The sequence below is a fragment of the Sphingomonas sp. genome (assembly GCF_004799495.1).
GTDB lineage: Bacteria > Pseudomonadota > Alphaproteobacteria > Sphingomonadales > Sphingomonadaceae > Sphingomonas.
In genome coordinates, this window is sequence record NZ_SSMY01000001.1 from 129,578 (window position 1) to 145,138 (window position 15,561).

Here is a 15,561-nt window from a genome sequence, read left to right on the forward strand (position 1 = left end):
CATTGAAGCGCCGCGGGGAGCGGCGCGACAGGGGGATTACGACATGATTGGTTCGAGCTCGCTCCGTCTCGCATTGGCGTCCGGTACCGCTTTCGTCGCGCTATGCGCGCTTCCGGGCGCCGCATACGCCCAGGCCACGACCGGCGGCGATCAGACCACGCAGCCGGCGGCGACGCCGACCGGTGCCGCGCCCGTGGCGAACGATCCGGCGGACAAGGGCGACAACGGCAAGGACATCATCGTCACCGGCTCGCGGATCAAGCAGGACCCGAACAATTCGGCGCTGCCGCTGACGATCATCACCAACAAGGATCTGAGCCGCGAAGGCATCAGCAGCCCCGAACAGCTGATTTCTTACCTCGCCAACAACGGCAACGGCGCGGACAATCTCGCGTCCAACTCCGACGTGGTTTCGGGTGCCGCGCGCGGCACCAACGGCCTGTCGGCGGCCAACCTGCGCGGGCAGGGCTCTGCCGCGACGCTGGTCCTGTTGAACGGTCGCCGCGTCGCCGCGCACGGGCTGCAGGGCTCGGCGGTCGACGTCAACCAGATCCCGTTCGCCGCGATCGACCGGATCGAAATCCTCAAGGACGGCGCCTCGGCGATCTACGGCACCGACGCGATCGGCGGCGTGATCAACTTCATCACCAAGAAGAATTTCCGGGGCATCGATGTCGCCGGGTTCGTCGACGTGCCGGAGGCGGGCGACTCGCAGATCTATCGCGTGTCGGGCACTGTCGGCTGGGGCAAGCTCGACGAGCAAGGCTGGAACATCATGGCGTCGGTCAGCAAAAGCTGGAACAAGGCGCTGTTTGGCAGAGATCGCGCCTTCGTCAACACCAACCAGCCCAATCGCGGCCTGTCGGTCGACACGCGCGGCACGCCGATCGCCACCCTGTTCAACATTGGCGCGAATTCGAACATGACTCCGAACGGCACGCTGCTCACCGGCCTGACGCTCACGCTGCCGAACGGCGCAAACGGCGCATCGGGCGGCATCAATATTCTCGACCTTCCCGGCGGCGCGGGTTGCGGTTCGGTCGATGGCGGCTTGCCGTACGACGAAGTGCTATGGGCTAACCCCAGCGCCCAATATGCCTGCGCCTGGGACACCGGCCGTGCCGCGACGCTCCAGCAGCCGATCGATACGCTGACCTATTACGGTCGCGGCGTCGTCCGCATCGGTGGAACAAACGAACTCTCGCTCGAAATCACCGGATCGAACGCCAATTCGTCCAAAATCTTCTCGAACAATCAATATTCCGCCAGCGCCACCACGCTGGATTGGGCCTATCCGTTGAACGCGCTCACGGCTAACACGTACAATTCCGTGTTCAACGCGCTCCGGAACGCGTTTGACGTCCCCACTAACCCCAATCGAGCGGCGCAGGTTGCGGCGCTGAACGCACGCTACGGCCTGCCGCTCGCCGGGCGCTGGCGCTGCATGGCCTGCGGGCCGCGCGAGTACAAAACCAATACCAAGACGTTCCGCGCGGCACTCGGGCTCGAGGGCACGCTTTTCCCGGGCTGGGACTATCGCACCGGCGCGTCCTATGCGCGGAGCGAGTCGGTGTCGACGCTCGGGACCGGCTATCATTATCGCGGCGTGCAGATCGTCAACGATCCCAACACGGCGATCAACGACATCGGCGCTTACGATCCGCGAGCACCAACCGCGCCGGGCGCCGCGGGCCCTGGCATCATCGGTCTGATCAACGCGGGCATCCTCAATCCCTTCAGCGTGACGCAGACGCAGCAAGCGATCGACGGGCTCAAGGCGGTCTCGGCCGAGGGGACCAAGCTGTATGGCGGCAAATATGAGGTGAAGCAGTTCGATGCGTCGATCTCCGGCCCGCTGTTCAAGATCTGGGGCGGCAACGTCCAGCTCGCCGTGGGCGTCGATTATCGCCGCGAGACCTATTCGTTCAACGGATCGGCCGCAGCGGCGGCGAACATGCCCGACATCTTCAACGTCGCGTTCGACAATATCAACGCGCTGACGCCGAAGAGCCGCGATGTGAAGGCGGCGTATGGGGAAATCCTGTTCCCGATCATCAAGGGACTCGACGTCACGTTCGCCGGCCGAGTCGACGATTACACGGGCTTCGGATCGACCTTCAATCCGAAGGTGTCGGTCAAGTTCAAGCCGATCGAGCAACTGCTCTTCCGCGCATCGTACAACACCGGCTTCCGCGTGCCGTCATTCAACCAGATCTTCAACGGCACCACCATATCGCCCAACCCGGGCAATACGCTGGTCGATCCCACGCTCTGTCCGACGGGCAACACCACGGGACCGCAACCCGCGTGCGCGCCGATCACGCCGGATTCGTTGAGCGGCGGCAACCTCAACCTCGGGCCGGAAACGTCCAAACAATATAGCTTCGGCGCGGTCATTCAGCCGACCAGCCGCTTCAGCTTCTCGGCCGACTATTGGTACATCGCGGTCGACAACACGATCGGCACGATCACGATCCCGCAGCTGCTCGCCAACATCGCGGCGTTCCCGGACCGGATTACGCGCACCAACGGCATCATTACGCAGGTCGACTTGCGCACCGGTAACTTCGGGTCGCGGCGTACCCGCGGGATCGATTTCACCGCGCGCGGCAGCGTCGATGCGCTCGGCGGTGTATTCTCCGCCGGGTTCGACGCGACGCTGTTGCTGCAAAAAAAGGAAAAGCTGCTTCCCAACCTGCCCTATACCAATACCCGCGGCGTCTTCACGCTGGCGGGCGACCTGGGGCTGCGGTGGAAGCACAATGCCTACATCAGCTATACCACGGCCGACGGCTTCGGGCTGACCTTCTCGCAAATCTACCGGTCGAGCTACAAGAACTTCGCGTTGCCGGCGAGCGCGACCCGCCCGGACTACAACCCGACGGTCAAGCCGTACATCATCTACAACGCGTCGATTTCGCAGCGGATCAACGAGCACTTCACGCTCACCGCCGGCGTCAAGAACGTGTTCAACGCCGATCCGCCGTTCGCGATCACGTATGATTCGAACACCGGTTCGGGCAGTTCGTGGGAACCGCGCGACACCGATCCGCGCGGTCGGTCGTTCACAGTCAATGCCGAGGTGAAATTCTAATCTTCGGCGACGACGAGAATGAAGGGGCGTCCGGCAACGGGCGCCCCTTTTTTTATGGCAGCTTTGCGCGCACCCGCACCGACAGCGTTCGCATTCGCGCGAGCAGCGGTGTGTCGCGACGGTTCTCCTCGGCAATCAATGCCAGCGGGAGCGGCGCGGGACCGCCCAGGAAGGGTTCGACCCCGTCGATCAGCGGGCCGACCTCGCGCTCTATCAGGCGGCGGTCGATGGGGGCGATGCCAGGGCGCCAATCGTCGCCGACGAAGCTCGAGTTGCGCCGACGCTCGCCGTCCATCGTCGCGAGCATCGTGTCGATCTCGGGCGGCAGGCCGCAGAACTCGCATAGCCGCCGCGTCCATGCCGCGGGATCGGCAACAAAGCTCTCGTAGGGAATCAGCGTGAACTGACCCGGGAAGCACGCCGCGAAATCGAGCCCGCGCAGCGCGCTGGCGCGCCAGCCCCGCGCGAAGATCACCGGATTCACCGCGCGGCGCGACCCCTCCATGTGGCTGAGCGAAACGAAGGTCGGGAGCGGCGCGCGGACGATCTGGACGAAGCGTGTCTCGGCCCCGAACCAGCCGCGCAGCGTCTCGAAATGGCGCTCCAGATACGGCGTCTTCTCGCCGAAACGCGGCTTGCCCAGCGCGGCGGCATGCGCGCGCAGCGGCGCGGCATAGATTTCTTTCAACGAACCGTCGGTTCCGGTGAGCATCGCGGCCGCATCAACCGCCGGCAATTGCCATTCGCGCACCTTGGGCCAGCCGAGCACCGCGCGCAGGTCGCGCACCGCGTCGCCCGACGGGGACAGGCGGTCGAAGAATTGATATTCCTTGACCGGCACCGCCAACTGACTGTTTGACCCCAGGATCGCGCGCAGCATGCCTGTGCCCGAACGATGCGGGCCGCCGATGAATACGGGGCGATCGATGAGGGGGTCGGACATTTGCATTGCCGGGTTGAGGGATACGAGGCGTGAGCGGCAAGAGCTTCGGCCTGCTGACCTACCCGATGTCGCACAATCTGGGCGATGAAATCCAGAGCATCGCCGCGCGCCGTTTTCTGCCGCGGGTGGACCGGCTGGTGGATCGTGACGCGCTCGATACCGATCCGGGTAGGGACGTCGCGCTGATACTCAACGGCTGGTTCCTGCAGCGCCCACGGCACTGGCCGCCGCACCCGCGTTTTGCGCCGCTGATCACCTCGTTCCACCTCGACGCGAAACGGTCGCGGCGAGCGCCGTGGCGGCACTCGGCGGCCGAGCGGCTGCTGCGGCCCGGCGGCGTCGCTTATCTCAAGCGTCACGGCCCGATCGGCGCGCGCGACCCCGCGACGCTGGCGATGCTCCACGCACACGGGATCGAAAGCTATCATTCGGGTTGCCTGACGCTGACGCTGCAACGCGATGACGCACGGCCGCGCGACGGCGGGATCGTGGCATGCGACCTGGCACCCGACACGCTCGCGGCGCTGTGCCGGCGCGTGTCGCAGCCAGTCACGATAACGACGCACATCGACACCGCGACCATCGGTCCCCAACACCGATTCGCGGCGGCACAATCCCTGCTCAACACCTACGCGCGCGCCGAGGTCGTCGTGACGTCGCGGCTGCATTGCCTGCTGCCGTGCCTCGCGCTCGGCACGCCGGTGTTGTTCGTGACGAGCCACCCGCACCAGCCGCGGCTCGAACCGGCGATGCGGCTCGGCCACGCCTGCACCGACAGGGATTTCATCGCCGGCCGCGATGGCTACGATTTGGCCGCGCCGCCACCCAACCCGACCGCCTTCACCGAATTTCGCGACCTGCTGATCGAACGCTGCGCAAGCGCGCCGCAGCTAGCCGACTAAGGCACGCATCCGGCGGCCCAGCGCCTGCCGAAGTCCGGGGCGCTCGCTCTCCCACAGGTCGACCGAGCTCGACACGGTGAGCTGGACGTAATTGCGCGGGTGCCGCTGCGATTCGATCCGCGACACCGAATGGAGCGAGCTGTTGACGCACGGGAACAGCACCATGCGGTTGTGCCGCGGGCGGATCGTCACGCTCTCGCCGTCGACGGCGTGCAGGATCAGGTCGCCGCCGACCATTTCATCCTCGTCGCCGTCGCACAGGTAGATCAGCATCGTCGCAGCACGGCGGCGATGGTCGACATGGGCGCGCCGGTCGTAGCCGACATTGCCCTGGAGGATGTCGGTGCGGACGAACAATTGGTCGGGCGCGAGCCCGGTCTTGCCGAGATAGCGCTGTTCCTTGTCGCGCCGTGTTTCGATATGCGACACGAAACGGGGGTGCGACAGGTCGACCACCGCCTCGCGCGCGATCGTGTCGGCGAACGGCGCGAGGCAGATATCGACGAACGCCTGGCTCTGCGTCCAATCGAAGAAACGCCGCCACGCCGGTTCGGCATCGAGCAGCGCGTCGAAATCCGCGTCGCCCCAGAAATGCGAATAGCCGGTCGGGCCGCTGTTCGGCGGGCAGGTCGGAAACAAGCGGCGCAACGCCTCATACTCGCCCGCGTCGAGATAGCCGTCGATGGTGACGTGCGGGAACGGCCAGTCGCGGACGGTCATCGGGGCGGAACTGGCTTGCATGGCACTCCGTCTAGGACGCCGGGCGGCGCGGCGTCCAGCGCGGCGATCCGTCCGCTCTCGAGCCGCAGGATGCGGTCGCATTGGGCGAGGCTCTCGGTGCGGTGCGCGATCATAACGATCGTCGGGCGGGGCGAGAGCGCCAGCAAATTGCCGATCAACGCGCGCTCCGCGGCGATATCGATCGCGTTGGTCGCTTCGTCGAGGATCAGCATGCGGGGATTGCGCAGCAGCGCGCGGGCGATCGCGAGCCGCTGGCGCTCGCCGCCCGAGATCAACGTCCCGCGCTCCCCCACCACGGCGTCGAGCCCGTGCGCCATGCGCCGCACCAGCGCATCGGCCCCGGCCAGCCGCAGCGCGTTCCACAACGCCTCCTCGCTCGCCGCGGGATTGGCCCACAGCAAGTTGCGCCGGATGCTGTCGTAGAACAGATATGGATCCTGCGAGATATAGCTCACGCGGTGGCGCCACGCGGGTAGCGCAGTCCCTCGCAACGGCACGCCGTCGATCGTCACCTCGCCCGCCTGCGGCTCGAACAATCCGACGAGCAGGTCTACCAGCGTCGTCTTGCCCGCGCCCGACAGTCCGGTCAGCCCGACGAACTCGCCGCGCGCGATCGACAGCGAACAATCGTCGAGCACACGCTCGCCGTCGCCTACCGCGTGCGCGAAGCCGACCCCGCGAAAGTCGACGTCGCCACGAAAGTCGAACGCATCGTCGGTGGGGGCGACGGCAGGTGCGGCGGTGGCGGCGAGTTCCGCCTCGAGATCGGTCAGCGCGCGATACGCCGGGAGCAACTGGACGAGTTGCTGGCTGTATTGGCGCAACGATGCGGCGGGCCCGGTCATGCGGACGAGGATCAGCAGCAACCCGACCAGCACCGCGGGTGCGAGATGGAACACGAACAGCCCCGCCGCCGCGACCGCCATCCCGGCGATCGCCGCGACCGCGCCGATCAGCACTTGGCGCCGCGCCTGCCGCCGCACGAAGATCAGCTGATGCTCGGCGATATTGTCTAACGCGCCCTCGACCTCGTCGATGTAGCTCGACTGAAGATCCTGGCTCACCGCCAGCTTGAGCCCGCCGAAGAACTGGACGACCGTGTTCATCGCCGACAAATTGCTCTCGACGCTGGTCTTGCCGAGCGAATGCGCCTGGCGCAGCGTCGAGGTGAGCGCGATCGCGCCAAGCGCGAGCACGACGAGGCACAGCAGCGACAGTTGCGGCGACAGCACCACCGCCGCGACGCACTGCCCGGCCAGCGTGACCGCCGCGACCAGCGCGAATTGCAGCTGCCGTGCGGCCATCGCAACGTTCTGCACGTCGGCGCCCAGAATCTGCGCGAACCGCGCCTGGTGCAGCCGCGCGATGACGTCCCAGCGCGCGCCGGCGGTGCTGCGCACGACTTGCTTGCGGCGCGTGTCGACGAAGTCGATGGTCGATTGCGTGAGCAGGATGTCGCGCGCCGACGCGGCCAGCGCGCGGACCACGAACAGCGCCGCGAACGCCCCGAGCATCACCATCAGCTGGCCTTGGCGCCCGGTGATCCCGATTCGCTCGAACGCCGCGTCGATCACCTGGTCGAGCACCGGCTGGCGCGACCCGCGGCCGAGCGCCACCGCGAGCAGCGGCATGATCAGGATCAGCCCGATGCTCTCCAGCGCCGCGGTCAGTAACGTCGCCGCGATACCCAGCGCGCCGCGCCGTCCCGCCGACCGTTGCAGATCGCGCGCGAACGCCGCGATCATCGGCAGGATGCGCACCGGCGCGACGTCGGATGAGGCTGGGCGGCGCGGCATCGGAAGACGGCGTAATCGCTCGCGCCGGACGGGGCAAATGCGATGTCGGGTCCGTACTGGCGATATGCCCGGCCGGCTGTTAAGCAAGCCGCGTTTCGGGGGAAATGAAGCATTGCCTAGATTGAGCGTCGTGATGCCGGTGAAGAACGCGATGCCGTTCCTCGACGCCGCGATTGCGAGCATCATCGAGCAGAATTTCACCGATTTCGAATTGGTCATCGGGGACGACGGATCGACCGACGGATCGACCGGATGCCTGCGTGGATGGGCGGCGCGCGACGCGCGGATCAGGCTGATGGAGCGTACCCGATCGGGCGGTCCGGTCGGGTCGTCGAACTGGGTCGCGAACGCCGCGCGGAGCGCGATCGTCGCGCGGATGGATGCCGACGACATCGCGCACCCCGACCGGCTGGGACGGCAGATCGAGCTGCTCGACGCGCGGCCCGACGTGGTGCTGGTCGGCACCTTGTTCGAAGCGATCGACAGCAAGGGCCGGATAACCCGGCGCAGCGGATCGCGCCCGGTCGACGGGCGCGATGCGCCGCCGATCGCGCACGGGTCGATCATGTACCGCAAAGCCGTGTTCGACGCCGTCGGGGGCTATGCCGCCGGAACCGACTATTTCGAGGATACCGACCTTTATTACCGCATCGTCGCGGCGGGCACGCTGATGGTGTTGACCGAGCCGCTCTATCGCTACCGCTTCAGCGAGACGAGCTCGCGGCTCAACATCCCCGTCGCGCGATTGCAGCATGCATTCGACGTGCTGCGCGCCAAGAAGCGCGCCGACCGCCGGCTACCGCCCGCACCGATCCCGGCGGGCGACTTGCGCCCCGATACGCTACGCGCTGTCGGCTCGCTGCGGCTGTGGTCGGGGGGCCGGCCCGGCGTCTTGCGCGACTTGCTCAGGAGCCGCGCCTTGGGCTGGAATGTCGATGCGGTCCGGACGGTCGCCTGGGCGGTGTGGGGCACGATCAGCCCCGGCACGTTGCGCGCGAGCATCCGGCTGGTCGGTCGGCTGCGCGCGCGCACTGCGAACCGCCGTGCCGGCGACTCCCGCATGATCGAATGGCACCCGCGCCACGCGCCCGTCCCGGGCGATACCGGAACCGCGATCCGACCGGGCTGGTCGGTGATCGACGGCGCGCGCGCCTCCGGCGGCGACGAGCAGGCGGCGGCGGATCGCATCCGGTCACGCTGACGTATCGTGGGATTGGCGCACCCGACAGGATTCGAACCTGTGGCCTCTGCCTCTCCTACGCTCGTTAGTGTCGCGTTAATAACACTTGCAGTAACAGTAGCTTAACAAAGGTAAGCGTCCGCCAGTGTCCGCTGGCCAACGGACAAATCCGTTGGCATCGCCCTCTTGATTTATGAGAAACTTTAGGATGATGTAGCAGCCCAGAGGAGGCGGCACCATGGCTAGCGCGCTATATCGGTTGACCACACAGACGATTAGGTCGGCCACCAAGCCAGGGATTTTAAGCGATGGTGGGGGTCTGTATGTCCGCGTCGCCCCTGGTGGCTCCAAGGCGTTCGTATTCATTTATCAATGGCACGGGCGACGGCGAGAGATGGGTCTGGGCGGCACGGACTCCGTCTCACTGGCGCGGGCTCGAGAGAAGGCCGGTGACGCTCGGGCGATGGTCGCTGACGATATTGACCCGATAGCCGTCCGCCGGGCTACGCGTGCCATTCCGACGTTTGGCGAAGTCGCTGACGAGTTTATCCGGCTAAGGAGCTTGGCGGCCCGCAGCGACAAGTCGGTCGCCCGGTGGAAGCGGGCGCTCGGCGAGGGCGGCTATTCCGAAGGCCTCCGCGGCAAGCGCGTCGACATGATCGACACAGCGGCAGTCCTCGAGGTGGTGCGCGACATGTGGACCACCAAAAGCGAAACAGCGGCCATGGTCCGCAGCTACATTGAGGCCGTGCTCGATGCGGCAAAGGCAAAGGGGTATCGGTCAGGCGATAATCCGGCGCGTTGGAAAGGCCACCTTGAGCACTCTCTGCCGAAGCGCCAGCGGCGGCAAAAGCATCACGCCGCCATGCCCTACGGCGACGTTCCCGCATTTGTTCGGTCGCTGCGCACCCGGCCCGCGACATCGGCACGGGCGCTTGAGTTCCTCATTCTGTGCGCGTCACGATCGGGCGAAGTGCGGCTAGCAGATTGGCGCGAATTCGATCTGGATGGCGCGCTTTGGTCGATCCCCGGCGAACGGATGAAGAGCGGAAAGCCGCACCGTGTCCCGCTTTCGCCGCGAGCCGTTGAGATCCTCTCGGACATGGCAGTGCCCGATGCACGCGAAGGCCTGGTCTTTCAAGGCGGAAAAAAAGGCGAGCCCATGAGTTTGATGGCATTCGAAATGCTACTTCGTCGCATGGGCCGAACCGAGACGACGCACGGTTTCCGTTCGGCTTTTCGAGACTTCGCCGGCGACATGACCGCGCATCCGCGCGAGGTGGCGGAAGCCGCTCTCGCTCACGCGGTCGGATCCGAAGCGGAGCAGGCGTACCGTCGCGGCGATGCACTAGAAAAACGCCGCCGGCTAATGGACGAGTGGTCTAAATATCTAGAAGAGCCGATGCCCGCCGAATAATAACGGATAATTCCGTTGCAGTAACGGATTTATAACGGACGATAACCTAGTTCCCCAGAGAAAACAATTTCGTTAACTGTACTTGCGAATCGCGAGAATCGCTGGCAAGAGGTAGCGGAGCCTACAGGCGTTGGCGCGCCCATAGGCCCCTAACCAAGACCGCAAAGGAACTGCGACCATGGCTACTTTCCGTTTAGCGGAGCGCGCGCTCTCCGCAACTACTTCACCCACGGATGCCCGTACCGAGCCGAGACCGACAACAGCCACAATCGGTTCGGCGCTAATGTCCGGCCAGCCGGTGCCGCTGCTCGAACTGCGCTTCCTCGTCGGGTCCAACGCCGTGCCCCCGTCTGACCTCGCGACGATATTTGGACGCGTGGAGGCCGAGCGCCAAGTCGACTGCGCTGTCGAGAAGTTGATTGCCCAGGTCAACGATTGGAACGGCGTCGGCGATGAACGCGAGGCAGAGGCCGCATTGGCCTCTGCGATGGACGGCCGGCCGGAGTTGCGGCAATGACCAGCACGAAATCCAAAACAGGCGCGCCGGTACACTTTCCACACCTTGGGAATTCCGATCCGCGGGCACCGATCCCGCCGACGGATCCGGCCGAAATTGAAGCGATCGCGCGATCGGTCGCGCCTGACCACCTTCTGTTGTTCGCGCGTCGTCTCATTGACGGCAGTCGGAAGAAGGCGCGCTCGCCGCGTTGGGCAGCCGTCAATGCGCAGCGGCTTATGCTGGCGAGGGCGTGCTTAGATCGGGCTTTGTGCGAATTCAGTCCCTCACCCTAATCGTCGTGCGCCGAGAAGGATCCCGAATGATCGAGACGATCCGAAGAGCCGCAAGTCCGAGGGAGATTGGTGCAAGGCATGGGTAATCGGTAATTAGACAAGCGGCCTATGCGCGTTGCTCGACGCCGCCGCCGAGCGTAGAAGAGCGCATGATCCACGACTCGAACGAGCCGTCCTATGTCAATCCTCCGATCACAGAGGTCGTCCTGGAACTTCGACTGGCAAGCGAACTCTCGAGCGCAAAGCTCAAGAAAATCTACGACGCGCTTACCAAGCGATACAAGACGACCAAGAGGGACGACCAAGTTGAGATCAAGTTCGACGGCTTAGCCCGGACGGCGTCTTTCAGGGACAAAGCGCCTATCTATAGCTTGAACTCGGACGATCTCACAGATTCGTGCATCTTGAGCGTCCGATCGCTGGCTTGGGTGCGCCGGTCGCCGTATCCCGGATGGGCGGCTTTCATCGATCGCGTCGGGCCGGAAATTACGACAGCGCTAAAGACGCTTGATAAACAAATCGAGCGGCTCGGCCTGCGCTATGTCAATCGTATCGATGTGAAGCCGGAGGGAGATGTAGCCCCATACGAAAAATACCTTAACTTCAGGATTGATCATGGCCCGCTTTTTGAGCCTACGGGTGGTTACCAATGGTTGGTTGCCAAGCGTTTCCCTGACACAGGGCTCAAGGCCTTGGTGCAATCGGCGTCGCTGGAGGAGGAGATGCCGGGAATGGCTGCGTTCTCTTTCGACATCGATGTCGGATGCGATATTGAAGTTCCGCAGAAGGCGTCCGATATCCTTGACAAGTTAGAAGCTATGCGCGCGCTGAAGAATACGATATTCGAAGCTGGAATTTCCGACCACGCGCGGGAGATGTACGTCTAAATGCAGCCTGTTCAGTGCTTCGTAAGAAGCCCGATCACCGCTCCCGAACGAGTTCGACCGGCGGTTCGTGAAGATATGATGTCTTCCAGCGCCGCCTTAGGCTCCGTGCTTGGCGAGCGCTCGCGAACTTTTCTCGACGATGAAGTTACACTCGGTAGACCCAGCAAGAGCGTTGGCGAGCACCTGTTCGATGCACTGGCGGAAGCAAAGATCTGGACATCCAAGGTTGCAATGCATCTCGACCTGGCGACGCGGGACCGCCTGTTCCGGCAGCTCGACGTTCTACATGAAGCAGAAGAGTGGCCAGCAACCGACCAACCGATAACCCTCGATTCCTATAAGTCGTTAGTCAGGGCAATTCTCTACCACAAGATCAATAGCCGGCCCGGCCTGTCGCTCATGCCTGAAGGCAATATCATCGCCGTGTGGAACGACGGGGATGACCGGCTCACAATCGAGTTCCTGCCTGCGAATCGCGCGCGGTGGCTGGTGGTCAACGCAACGCCGAAGGGCGCGGAGCGCACTGCCGGAACTACTCCGCTAGAGCGCTTGCGCGACGTTCTGGCGCCGTATGGCGCAGAGCGCTGGTTTGATGGCGGCTAGGCGGCCACTTCCCGAGTTTCATCACGTCATGCGTTACGTCGCACCGAATAAGCGGGTGGTTGACGAAAACGCTGTCCGAGGTGGGCCCGGACCTGGCGCCTTCAAACTGACGCCGGAAGACGAAGGTGGTCTTTCGGTAACCGAGATCGAGCACTTTGGCGCAAATGATGCTCCGACGCGCGTCATTGCGGCCGTAGCATTTCGTGCGTCAATTCCGTCGAAGAAACTGGGCGCAAATGGGCTTTTTGCACGCGCCACAGTCGGAGCGGTGAAGTCGGCTGCAGCCGGATATAAGAAAAGTGTTCGGGTGGTGCACGACCCGGTGGAGGGCAATCCTGGCCACGCGGAAATTCGCCACTTTGACGACAACGATTTCGACCTGTTAGCGTTTTTTGCTACCGACGTGTTTGTCGACTACGAGGTCGTTAGCGCTATGGGTATTCCTCCAGCTTAGACGCTCCGATTTCAGTCTCACGCGGCCGCCGTTTGACAAACCCTGTCAGGGTTAAAGCCAGTGTCCGACCCCGCCATGCCACGAGCATGTGCCGCGCCTGCTCTCGCTAAAGCTCCATGAGCCGTCTCTACACTTCGCACTCGCGCCAACCGGCGCGCGATCCGCCCGCACGGGGCTTCTCACCCGATCGCCGCTCTTGGCGGTGTAGAAGCCTGAGCCGGCGCGATAGGTAGTCGAGTACCGATGGTGACGCGCATCGGAAGCGGCCGGCGCAATCGCGACGGCCAGCGCCATAGCAGCAAGGATCCACCTCATCGGTTACTCGGCGTGACGCCAATGGTCGGGATTGCTTTTGGCGTTCTGCCGATGCCGCACCCTCGCCACGAGCGGACGATGCCCGCGTGCCTTCGCCCAATCGATGGCTTCACGTTGCGTCTTGGCCGTGGTGAGCACGCTATCGGCATGATCTTCAACCACGTAGTCCGTAATAGGATCGTGCTCCGGCCGATTTTTCGGACGCGCCTCGATGTAAACGTTAGCCATTGGATTCTCCCTGCCCGACTTAAGCGGGCACGGAGGATTGCACATTGCCGCGCACGGCGCACCACTGTGACGTGACCGAAATGGATAATCGTGGCTGCACTCCGGGGATACAGGACGCCATAGCGCGCCGCGGCATCATTTGAGGAATCATGGTCCTCGCTTTCCTACAGACCCTACTTTCGCATACCATCCGCCCATGCCGTTCCCCGACCCATTCGATCGTGACAAGCCCGCCTGGAAACGGCACGCCGAGGCGATCGAGTATTGGGTGGTGGGGTGCTTGTAGCCGGCGCCTGGGTTTTCGGGATCTATTGCGGGATTCGCGGTCTATTTGCCGCATGATGTGGCCCAACCGCAACCCAACACTGGCCAAAGTAGAGCTCGATCAGGCGCTGGTGGTCGACGGTCGATGACCCCAAAGGAAGAGCGGCAGGCCGAAGCTTACGCTGTTTGGAAGCGTCACGGCGAACACGCACCCGCTTGTGGCAGAGCGCATCGGCGCGTCGGCGTTGAACGGTGACATCGCTGGTGTGAAACGCTGGAAGGAGATAGCAGCCGAAATGGACGAATTGATACATGCAATTCGCCTGTGAATTATTCTGGCAAGACTTCGCTTTAGCGGCGCTCGGATGATCTTCTTTTGATCTTCGTCATATGGCAATTCCTTCGAAATGGAGGAAAGCCGAGTCTGTGTTCTCAGCCCGCGTGAGCGCGAGTGCCTACTGCTCGTTGGAAAGGGAAAAACAGCCGGCGTGATCGCGAATGCGATCGGCATCAGCGAAAACACTGTGAACGGATACATCGCAAGCGGCATGGCGAAGCTCGGCGCCGCAACCCGCCGTGAGGCGGGGTATGTCGTGCTCGAGCATGAGCGTGCGGGCCCGCAGTTTCAGGCCGACTTGAATCTGCGGGTGGCGGATTCATATCGATCGCCAGCATTTGAGCCGGGCCGGTTCAGCGACGACGACAAGGGGTCGGGCGCCGCGGCGAGCCGGGACGAGGGGTCAAAAAGGGTTGCGGGCACTGGCTTACGTCCGCTGAAAACATTGGCGCTCATTGCGGTAATTCTCGCTGCGCTGCTGATTGTCGTTTCAGCGATCAAGCCATTGGTCGAAGGCGGACGCGAGATCGCGAACATGGTCCAACCTGGCCGACCTCATTAGCCGCCTAAGCGCGGTGGAGGGCACCAATGGCGTCGAAGCGAGATATTATCAGAGTTCGCCAATCTTTGGCGAACGAAGTGGCGCAGCAATTCTTGCCTCTCGAGGATACAGCGAACGCGATGGCGGCGCAGGCCGCCGCCCTTGTGGTGTCGCTAGTGGTCGGCCACAACGAGGCGGCCTTGCCACCAACGGCCGGTCTCGACGCGCTCAATCACGTTTCAGAGGCGGCGCGGCTCGCAACCCAAGCAAGAGCACACGTTGCGCAAGCCCATGTCGCCCTTCGCGCTTTGCCAGCCGAATTCGGATTGGACTTTTCCCAGCCGGAGTGTCCGCCCGACTTCACTGCCGTAACGCCATTGCGCGCTGTTTGATCTGGGTTGACCGGACCACGGGCCGCATGGTTCGGTCACTGCATGCCTGGTTGGACCTATTGGTACGTCGTTCTCTTCTGGCCTTCACTCGCCATCGTCGCAGGGCTGTGCGTCTGGAAAGGAGACGCCCCAACGAAGCTGGCGGCGGCGATCTTCGCGGCGGGAATGTTGGTCAGCAAGGCTTTAACCCCTTCCGATATGTTCAGCCACTTGGAGGTTGGCATCGCGACAGTGGACGCGACGTTGGCGATACTCCTGACCGGCCTGTGCATGCGTTGCCCGCGCCTCTGGCTGATACTACTGGCGGCGATCCAGATTGCTGCTTGTCTCGGACACGCTTCCCGGATGCTGGGGATGCAGCACTCGAGATTGACCTACGCGATTTTGACGGGGAGCGCTGGGTATCCGGCACTGATCGTTTTGTGCTGTGGCTTGATCGGGTCTATCCGGAGCCGGACTATCCTGAAAAGCCGCCGTGTCTGAGGCTCGCGCGTCGCTATCATCGTGACCACAGAAGCCAAGTCTCGGACGTGCTATGTGCGGCTGGCGTCACCTGGGCAGCCGATCAGGACGAGAGTGATTTGATCGACGAACTCGCGCATGCCTTCGGTCTGTGGCGGTTTTACGGGGGCTGACGCCTAGCTTGCATTAATGGCCTCGTGCTGCGCAACCGCC

Annotated in this window: 15 protein-coding genes; 10 read left to right on the forward strand and 5 right to left on the reverse strand. The window is 63.7% G+C overall.

Going from position 1 to position 15,561, the window contains the following annotated elements:
- The first annotated feature begins 43 nt into the window (after positions 1-43).
- A complete protein-coding gene (locus tag E7773_RS00655) occupies positions 44-3,094 on the forward strand; it encodes a TonB-dependent receptor (RefSeq protein ID WP_293986926.1) in 3,051 nt (1,016 codons plus the stop codon).
- Positions 3,095-3,146: 52 nt separating this feature from the next.
- On the opposite strand, the gene E7773_RS00660 is transcribed toward E7773_RS00655, so the two are convergent.
- Entirely contained in the window at positions 3,147-4,037 is an 891-nt protein-coding gene (locus E7773_RS00660) for a sulfotransferase (protein ID WP_293986928.1), read from the reverse strand.
- Between the two features lie 29 nt (positions 4,038-4,066).
- Between E7773_RS00660 and E7773_RS00665 the strand changes: the two genes are divergently transcribed.
- Entirely contained in the window at positions 4,067-4,939 is an 873-nt protein-coding gene (locus E7773_RS00665) for a polysaccharide pyruvyl transferase family protein (RefSeq protein WP_293986930.1), read from the forward strand.
- Here the strand turns inward: E7773_RS00665 and E7773_RS00670 are convergent.
- Positions 4,928-5,680 carry a 2OG-Fe(II) oxygenase gene (locus tag E7773_RS00670; protein WP_293986932.1) on the reverse strand — a complete coding sequence of 251 codons (753 nt, stop codon included), beginning with the start codon at positions 5,678-5,680 and terminating at the stop codon, positions 4,928-4,930. The two genes, E7773_RS00665 and E7773_RS00670, sit on opposite strands and share 12 nt — an antisense overlap.
- Positions 5,656-7,476, reverse strand: coding sequence for an ABC transporter ATP-binding protein (locus E7773_RS00675; RefSeq protein ID WP_293986934.1), 1,821 nt, complete (start codon positions 7,474-7,476; stop codon positions 5,656-5,658). Before E7773_RS00675 ends, E7773_RS00670 begins: the two co-directional genes overlap by 25 nt.
- A gap of 64 nt (positions 7,477-7,540) precedes the next feature.
- Here E7773_RS00675 and E7773_RS00680 point away from each other — a divergent pair, with 64 nt between their 5' ends.
- The 6 genes from E7773_RS00680 (at position 7,541) to E7773_RS00705 (ending at position 12,809) form a co-directional block, all read left to right on the forward strand.
- Positions 7,541-8,677: a glycosyltransferase family A protein gene (locus E7773_RS00680; protein WP_293986935.1), complete on the forward strand. Its 1,137-nt coding sequence runs from the start codon at positions 7,541-7,543 to the stop codon at positions 8,675-8,677.
- A 217-nt stretch (positions 8,678-8,894) separates the two neighbouring features.
- Positions 8,895-10,073, forward strand: a complete 1,179-nt coding sequence (locus tag E7773_RS00685; RefSeq protein ID WP_293986936.1) for a site-specific integrase — start codon at positions 8,895-8,897, stop codon at positions 10,071-10,073.
- Between the two features lie 283 nt (positions 10,074-10,356).
- Positions 10,357-10,590 carry a hypothetical protein gene (locus E7773_RS00690; protein ID WP_293986937.1) on the forward strand — a complete coding sequence of 78 codons (234 nt, stop codon included), beginning with the start codon at positions 10,357-10,359 and terminating at the stop codon, positions 10,588-10,590.
- Positions 10,591-11,014: 424 nt separating this feature from the next.
- The gene (locus E7773_RS00695) at positions 11,015-11,752 is read left to right on the forward strand and encodes a TIGR04255 family protein (RefSeq protein WP_293986939.1); all 738 of its coding nucleotides are present in this window, start codon (positions 11,015-11,017) and stop codon (positions 11,750-11,752) included.
- Positions 11,753-12,355 carry a hypothetical protein gene (locus E7773_RS00700; RefSeq protein ID WP_293986941.1) on the forward strand — a complete coding sequence of 201 codons (603 nt, stop codon included), beginning with the start codon at positions 11,753-11,755 and terminating at the stop codon, positions 12,353-12,355.
- Positions 12,356-12,383: 28 nt separating this feature from the next.
- Positions 12,384-12,809, forward strand: a complete 426-nt coding sequence (locus E7773_RS00705) for a hypothetical protein (RefSeq protein ID WP_293986942.1) — start codon at positions 12,384-12,386, stop codon at positions 12,807-12,809.
- 51 nt (positions 12,810-12,860) lie between these two features.
- Here E7773_RS00705 and E7773_RS15520 read toward each other — a convergent pair whose 3' ends face one another.
- Entirely contained in the window at positions 12,861-13,124 is a 264-nt protein-coding gene (locus E7773_RS15520; protein ID WP_363129642.1) for a DUF3761 domain-containing protein, read from the reverse strand.
- A 3-nt stretch (positions 13,125-13,127) separates the two neighbouring features.
- Complete coding sequence (locus E7773_RS00710) at positions 13,128-13,352, reverse strand: hypothetical protein (protein ID WP_293986943.1); 225 nt, start codon at positions 13,350-13,352, stop codon at positions 13,128-13,130.
- Positions 13,353-14,023: 671 nt separating this feature from the next.
- On the opposite strand from E7773_RS00710, the gene E7773_RS00715 reads away from it, so the two are divergent.
- Entirely contained in the window at positions 14,024-14,515 is a 492-nt protein-coding gene (locus E7773_RS00715; protein ID WP_293986945.1) for a helix-turn-helix domain-containing protein, read from the forward strand.
- Between the two features lie 26 nt (positions 14,516-14,541).
- The gene (locus E7773_RS00720; protein ID WP_293986947.1) at positions 14,542-14,886 is read left to right on the forward strand and encodes a hypothetical protein; all 345 of its coding nucleotides are present in this window, start codon (positions 14,542-14,544) and stop codon (positions 14,884-14,886) included.
- Positions 14,887-15,561 lie beyond the last annotated feature (675 nt).

Excerpts from the sequence above, each read along its gene's own strand:
- E7773_RS00695 (WP_293986939.1), top strand. The coding sequence starts at position 11,015 with ATGATCCACGACTCGAACGAGCCGTCCTATGTCAATCCTCCGATCACA.
- E7773_RS00715 (WP_293986945.1), top strand. The coding sequence starts at position 14,024 with ATGGAGGAAAGCCGAGTCTGTGTTCTCAGCCCGCGTGAGCGCGAGTGC.
- E7773_RS00690 (WP_293986937.1), top strand. The coding sequence starts at position 10,357 with ATGTCCGGCCAGCCGGTGCCGCTGCTCGAACTGCGCTTCCTCGTCGGG.
- E7773_RS00710 (WP_293986943.1), bottom strand. The coding sequence starts at position 13,352 with ATGGCTAACGTTTACATCGAGGCGCGTCCGAAAAATCGGCCGGAGCAC.
- E7773_RS00720 (WP_293986947.1), top strand. The coding sequence starts at position 14,542 with ATGGCGTCGAAGCGAGATATTATCAGAGTTCGCCAATCTTTGGCGAAC.
- E7773_RS15520 (WP_363129642.1), bottom strand. The coding sequence starts at position 13,124 with ATGAGGTGGATCCTTGCTGCTATGGCGCTGGCCGTCGCGATTGCGCCG.
- E7773_RS00700 (WP_293986941.1), top strand. The coding sequence starts at position 11,753 with ATGCAGCCTGTTCAGTGCTTCGTAAGAAGCCCGATCACCGCTCCCGAA.
- E7773_RS00680 (WP_293986935.1), top strand. The coding sequence starts at position 7,541 with ATGCCCGGCCGGCTGTTAAGCAAGCCGCGTTTCGGGGGAAATGAAGCA.
- E7773_RS00660 (WP_293986928.1), bottom strand. The coding sequence starts at position 4,037 with ATGTCCGACCCCCTCATCGATCGCCCCGTATTCATCGGCGGCCCGCAT.
- E7773_RS00655 (WP_293986926.1), top strand. The coding sequence starts at position 44 with ATGATTGGTTCGAGCTCGCTCCGTCTCGCATTGGCGTCCGGTACCGCT.
- E7773_RS00675 (WP_293986934.1), bottom strand. The coding sequence starts at position 7,476 with ATGCCGCGCCGCCCAGCCTCATCCGACGTCGCGCCGGTGCGCATCCTG.
- E7773_RS00670 (WP_293986932.1), bottom strand. The coding sequence starts at position 5,680 with ATGCAAGCCAGTTCCGCCCCGATGACCGTCCGCGACTGGCCGTTCCCG.
- E7773_RS00685 (WP_293986936.1), top strand. The coding sequence starts at position 8,895 with ATGGCTAGCGCGCTATATCGGTTGACCACACAGACGATTAGGTCGGCC.
- E7773_RS00705 (WP_293986942.1), top strand. The coding sequence starts at position 12,384 with ATGCGTTACGTCGCACCGAATAAGCGGGTGGTTGACGAAAACGCTGTC.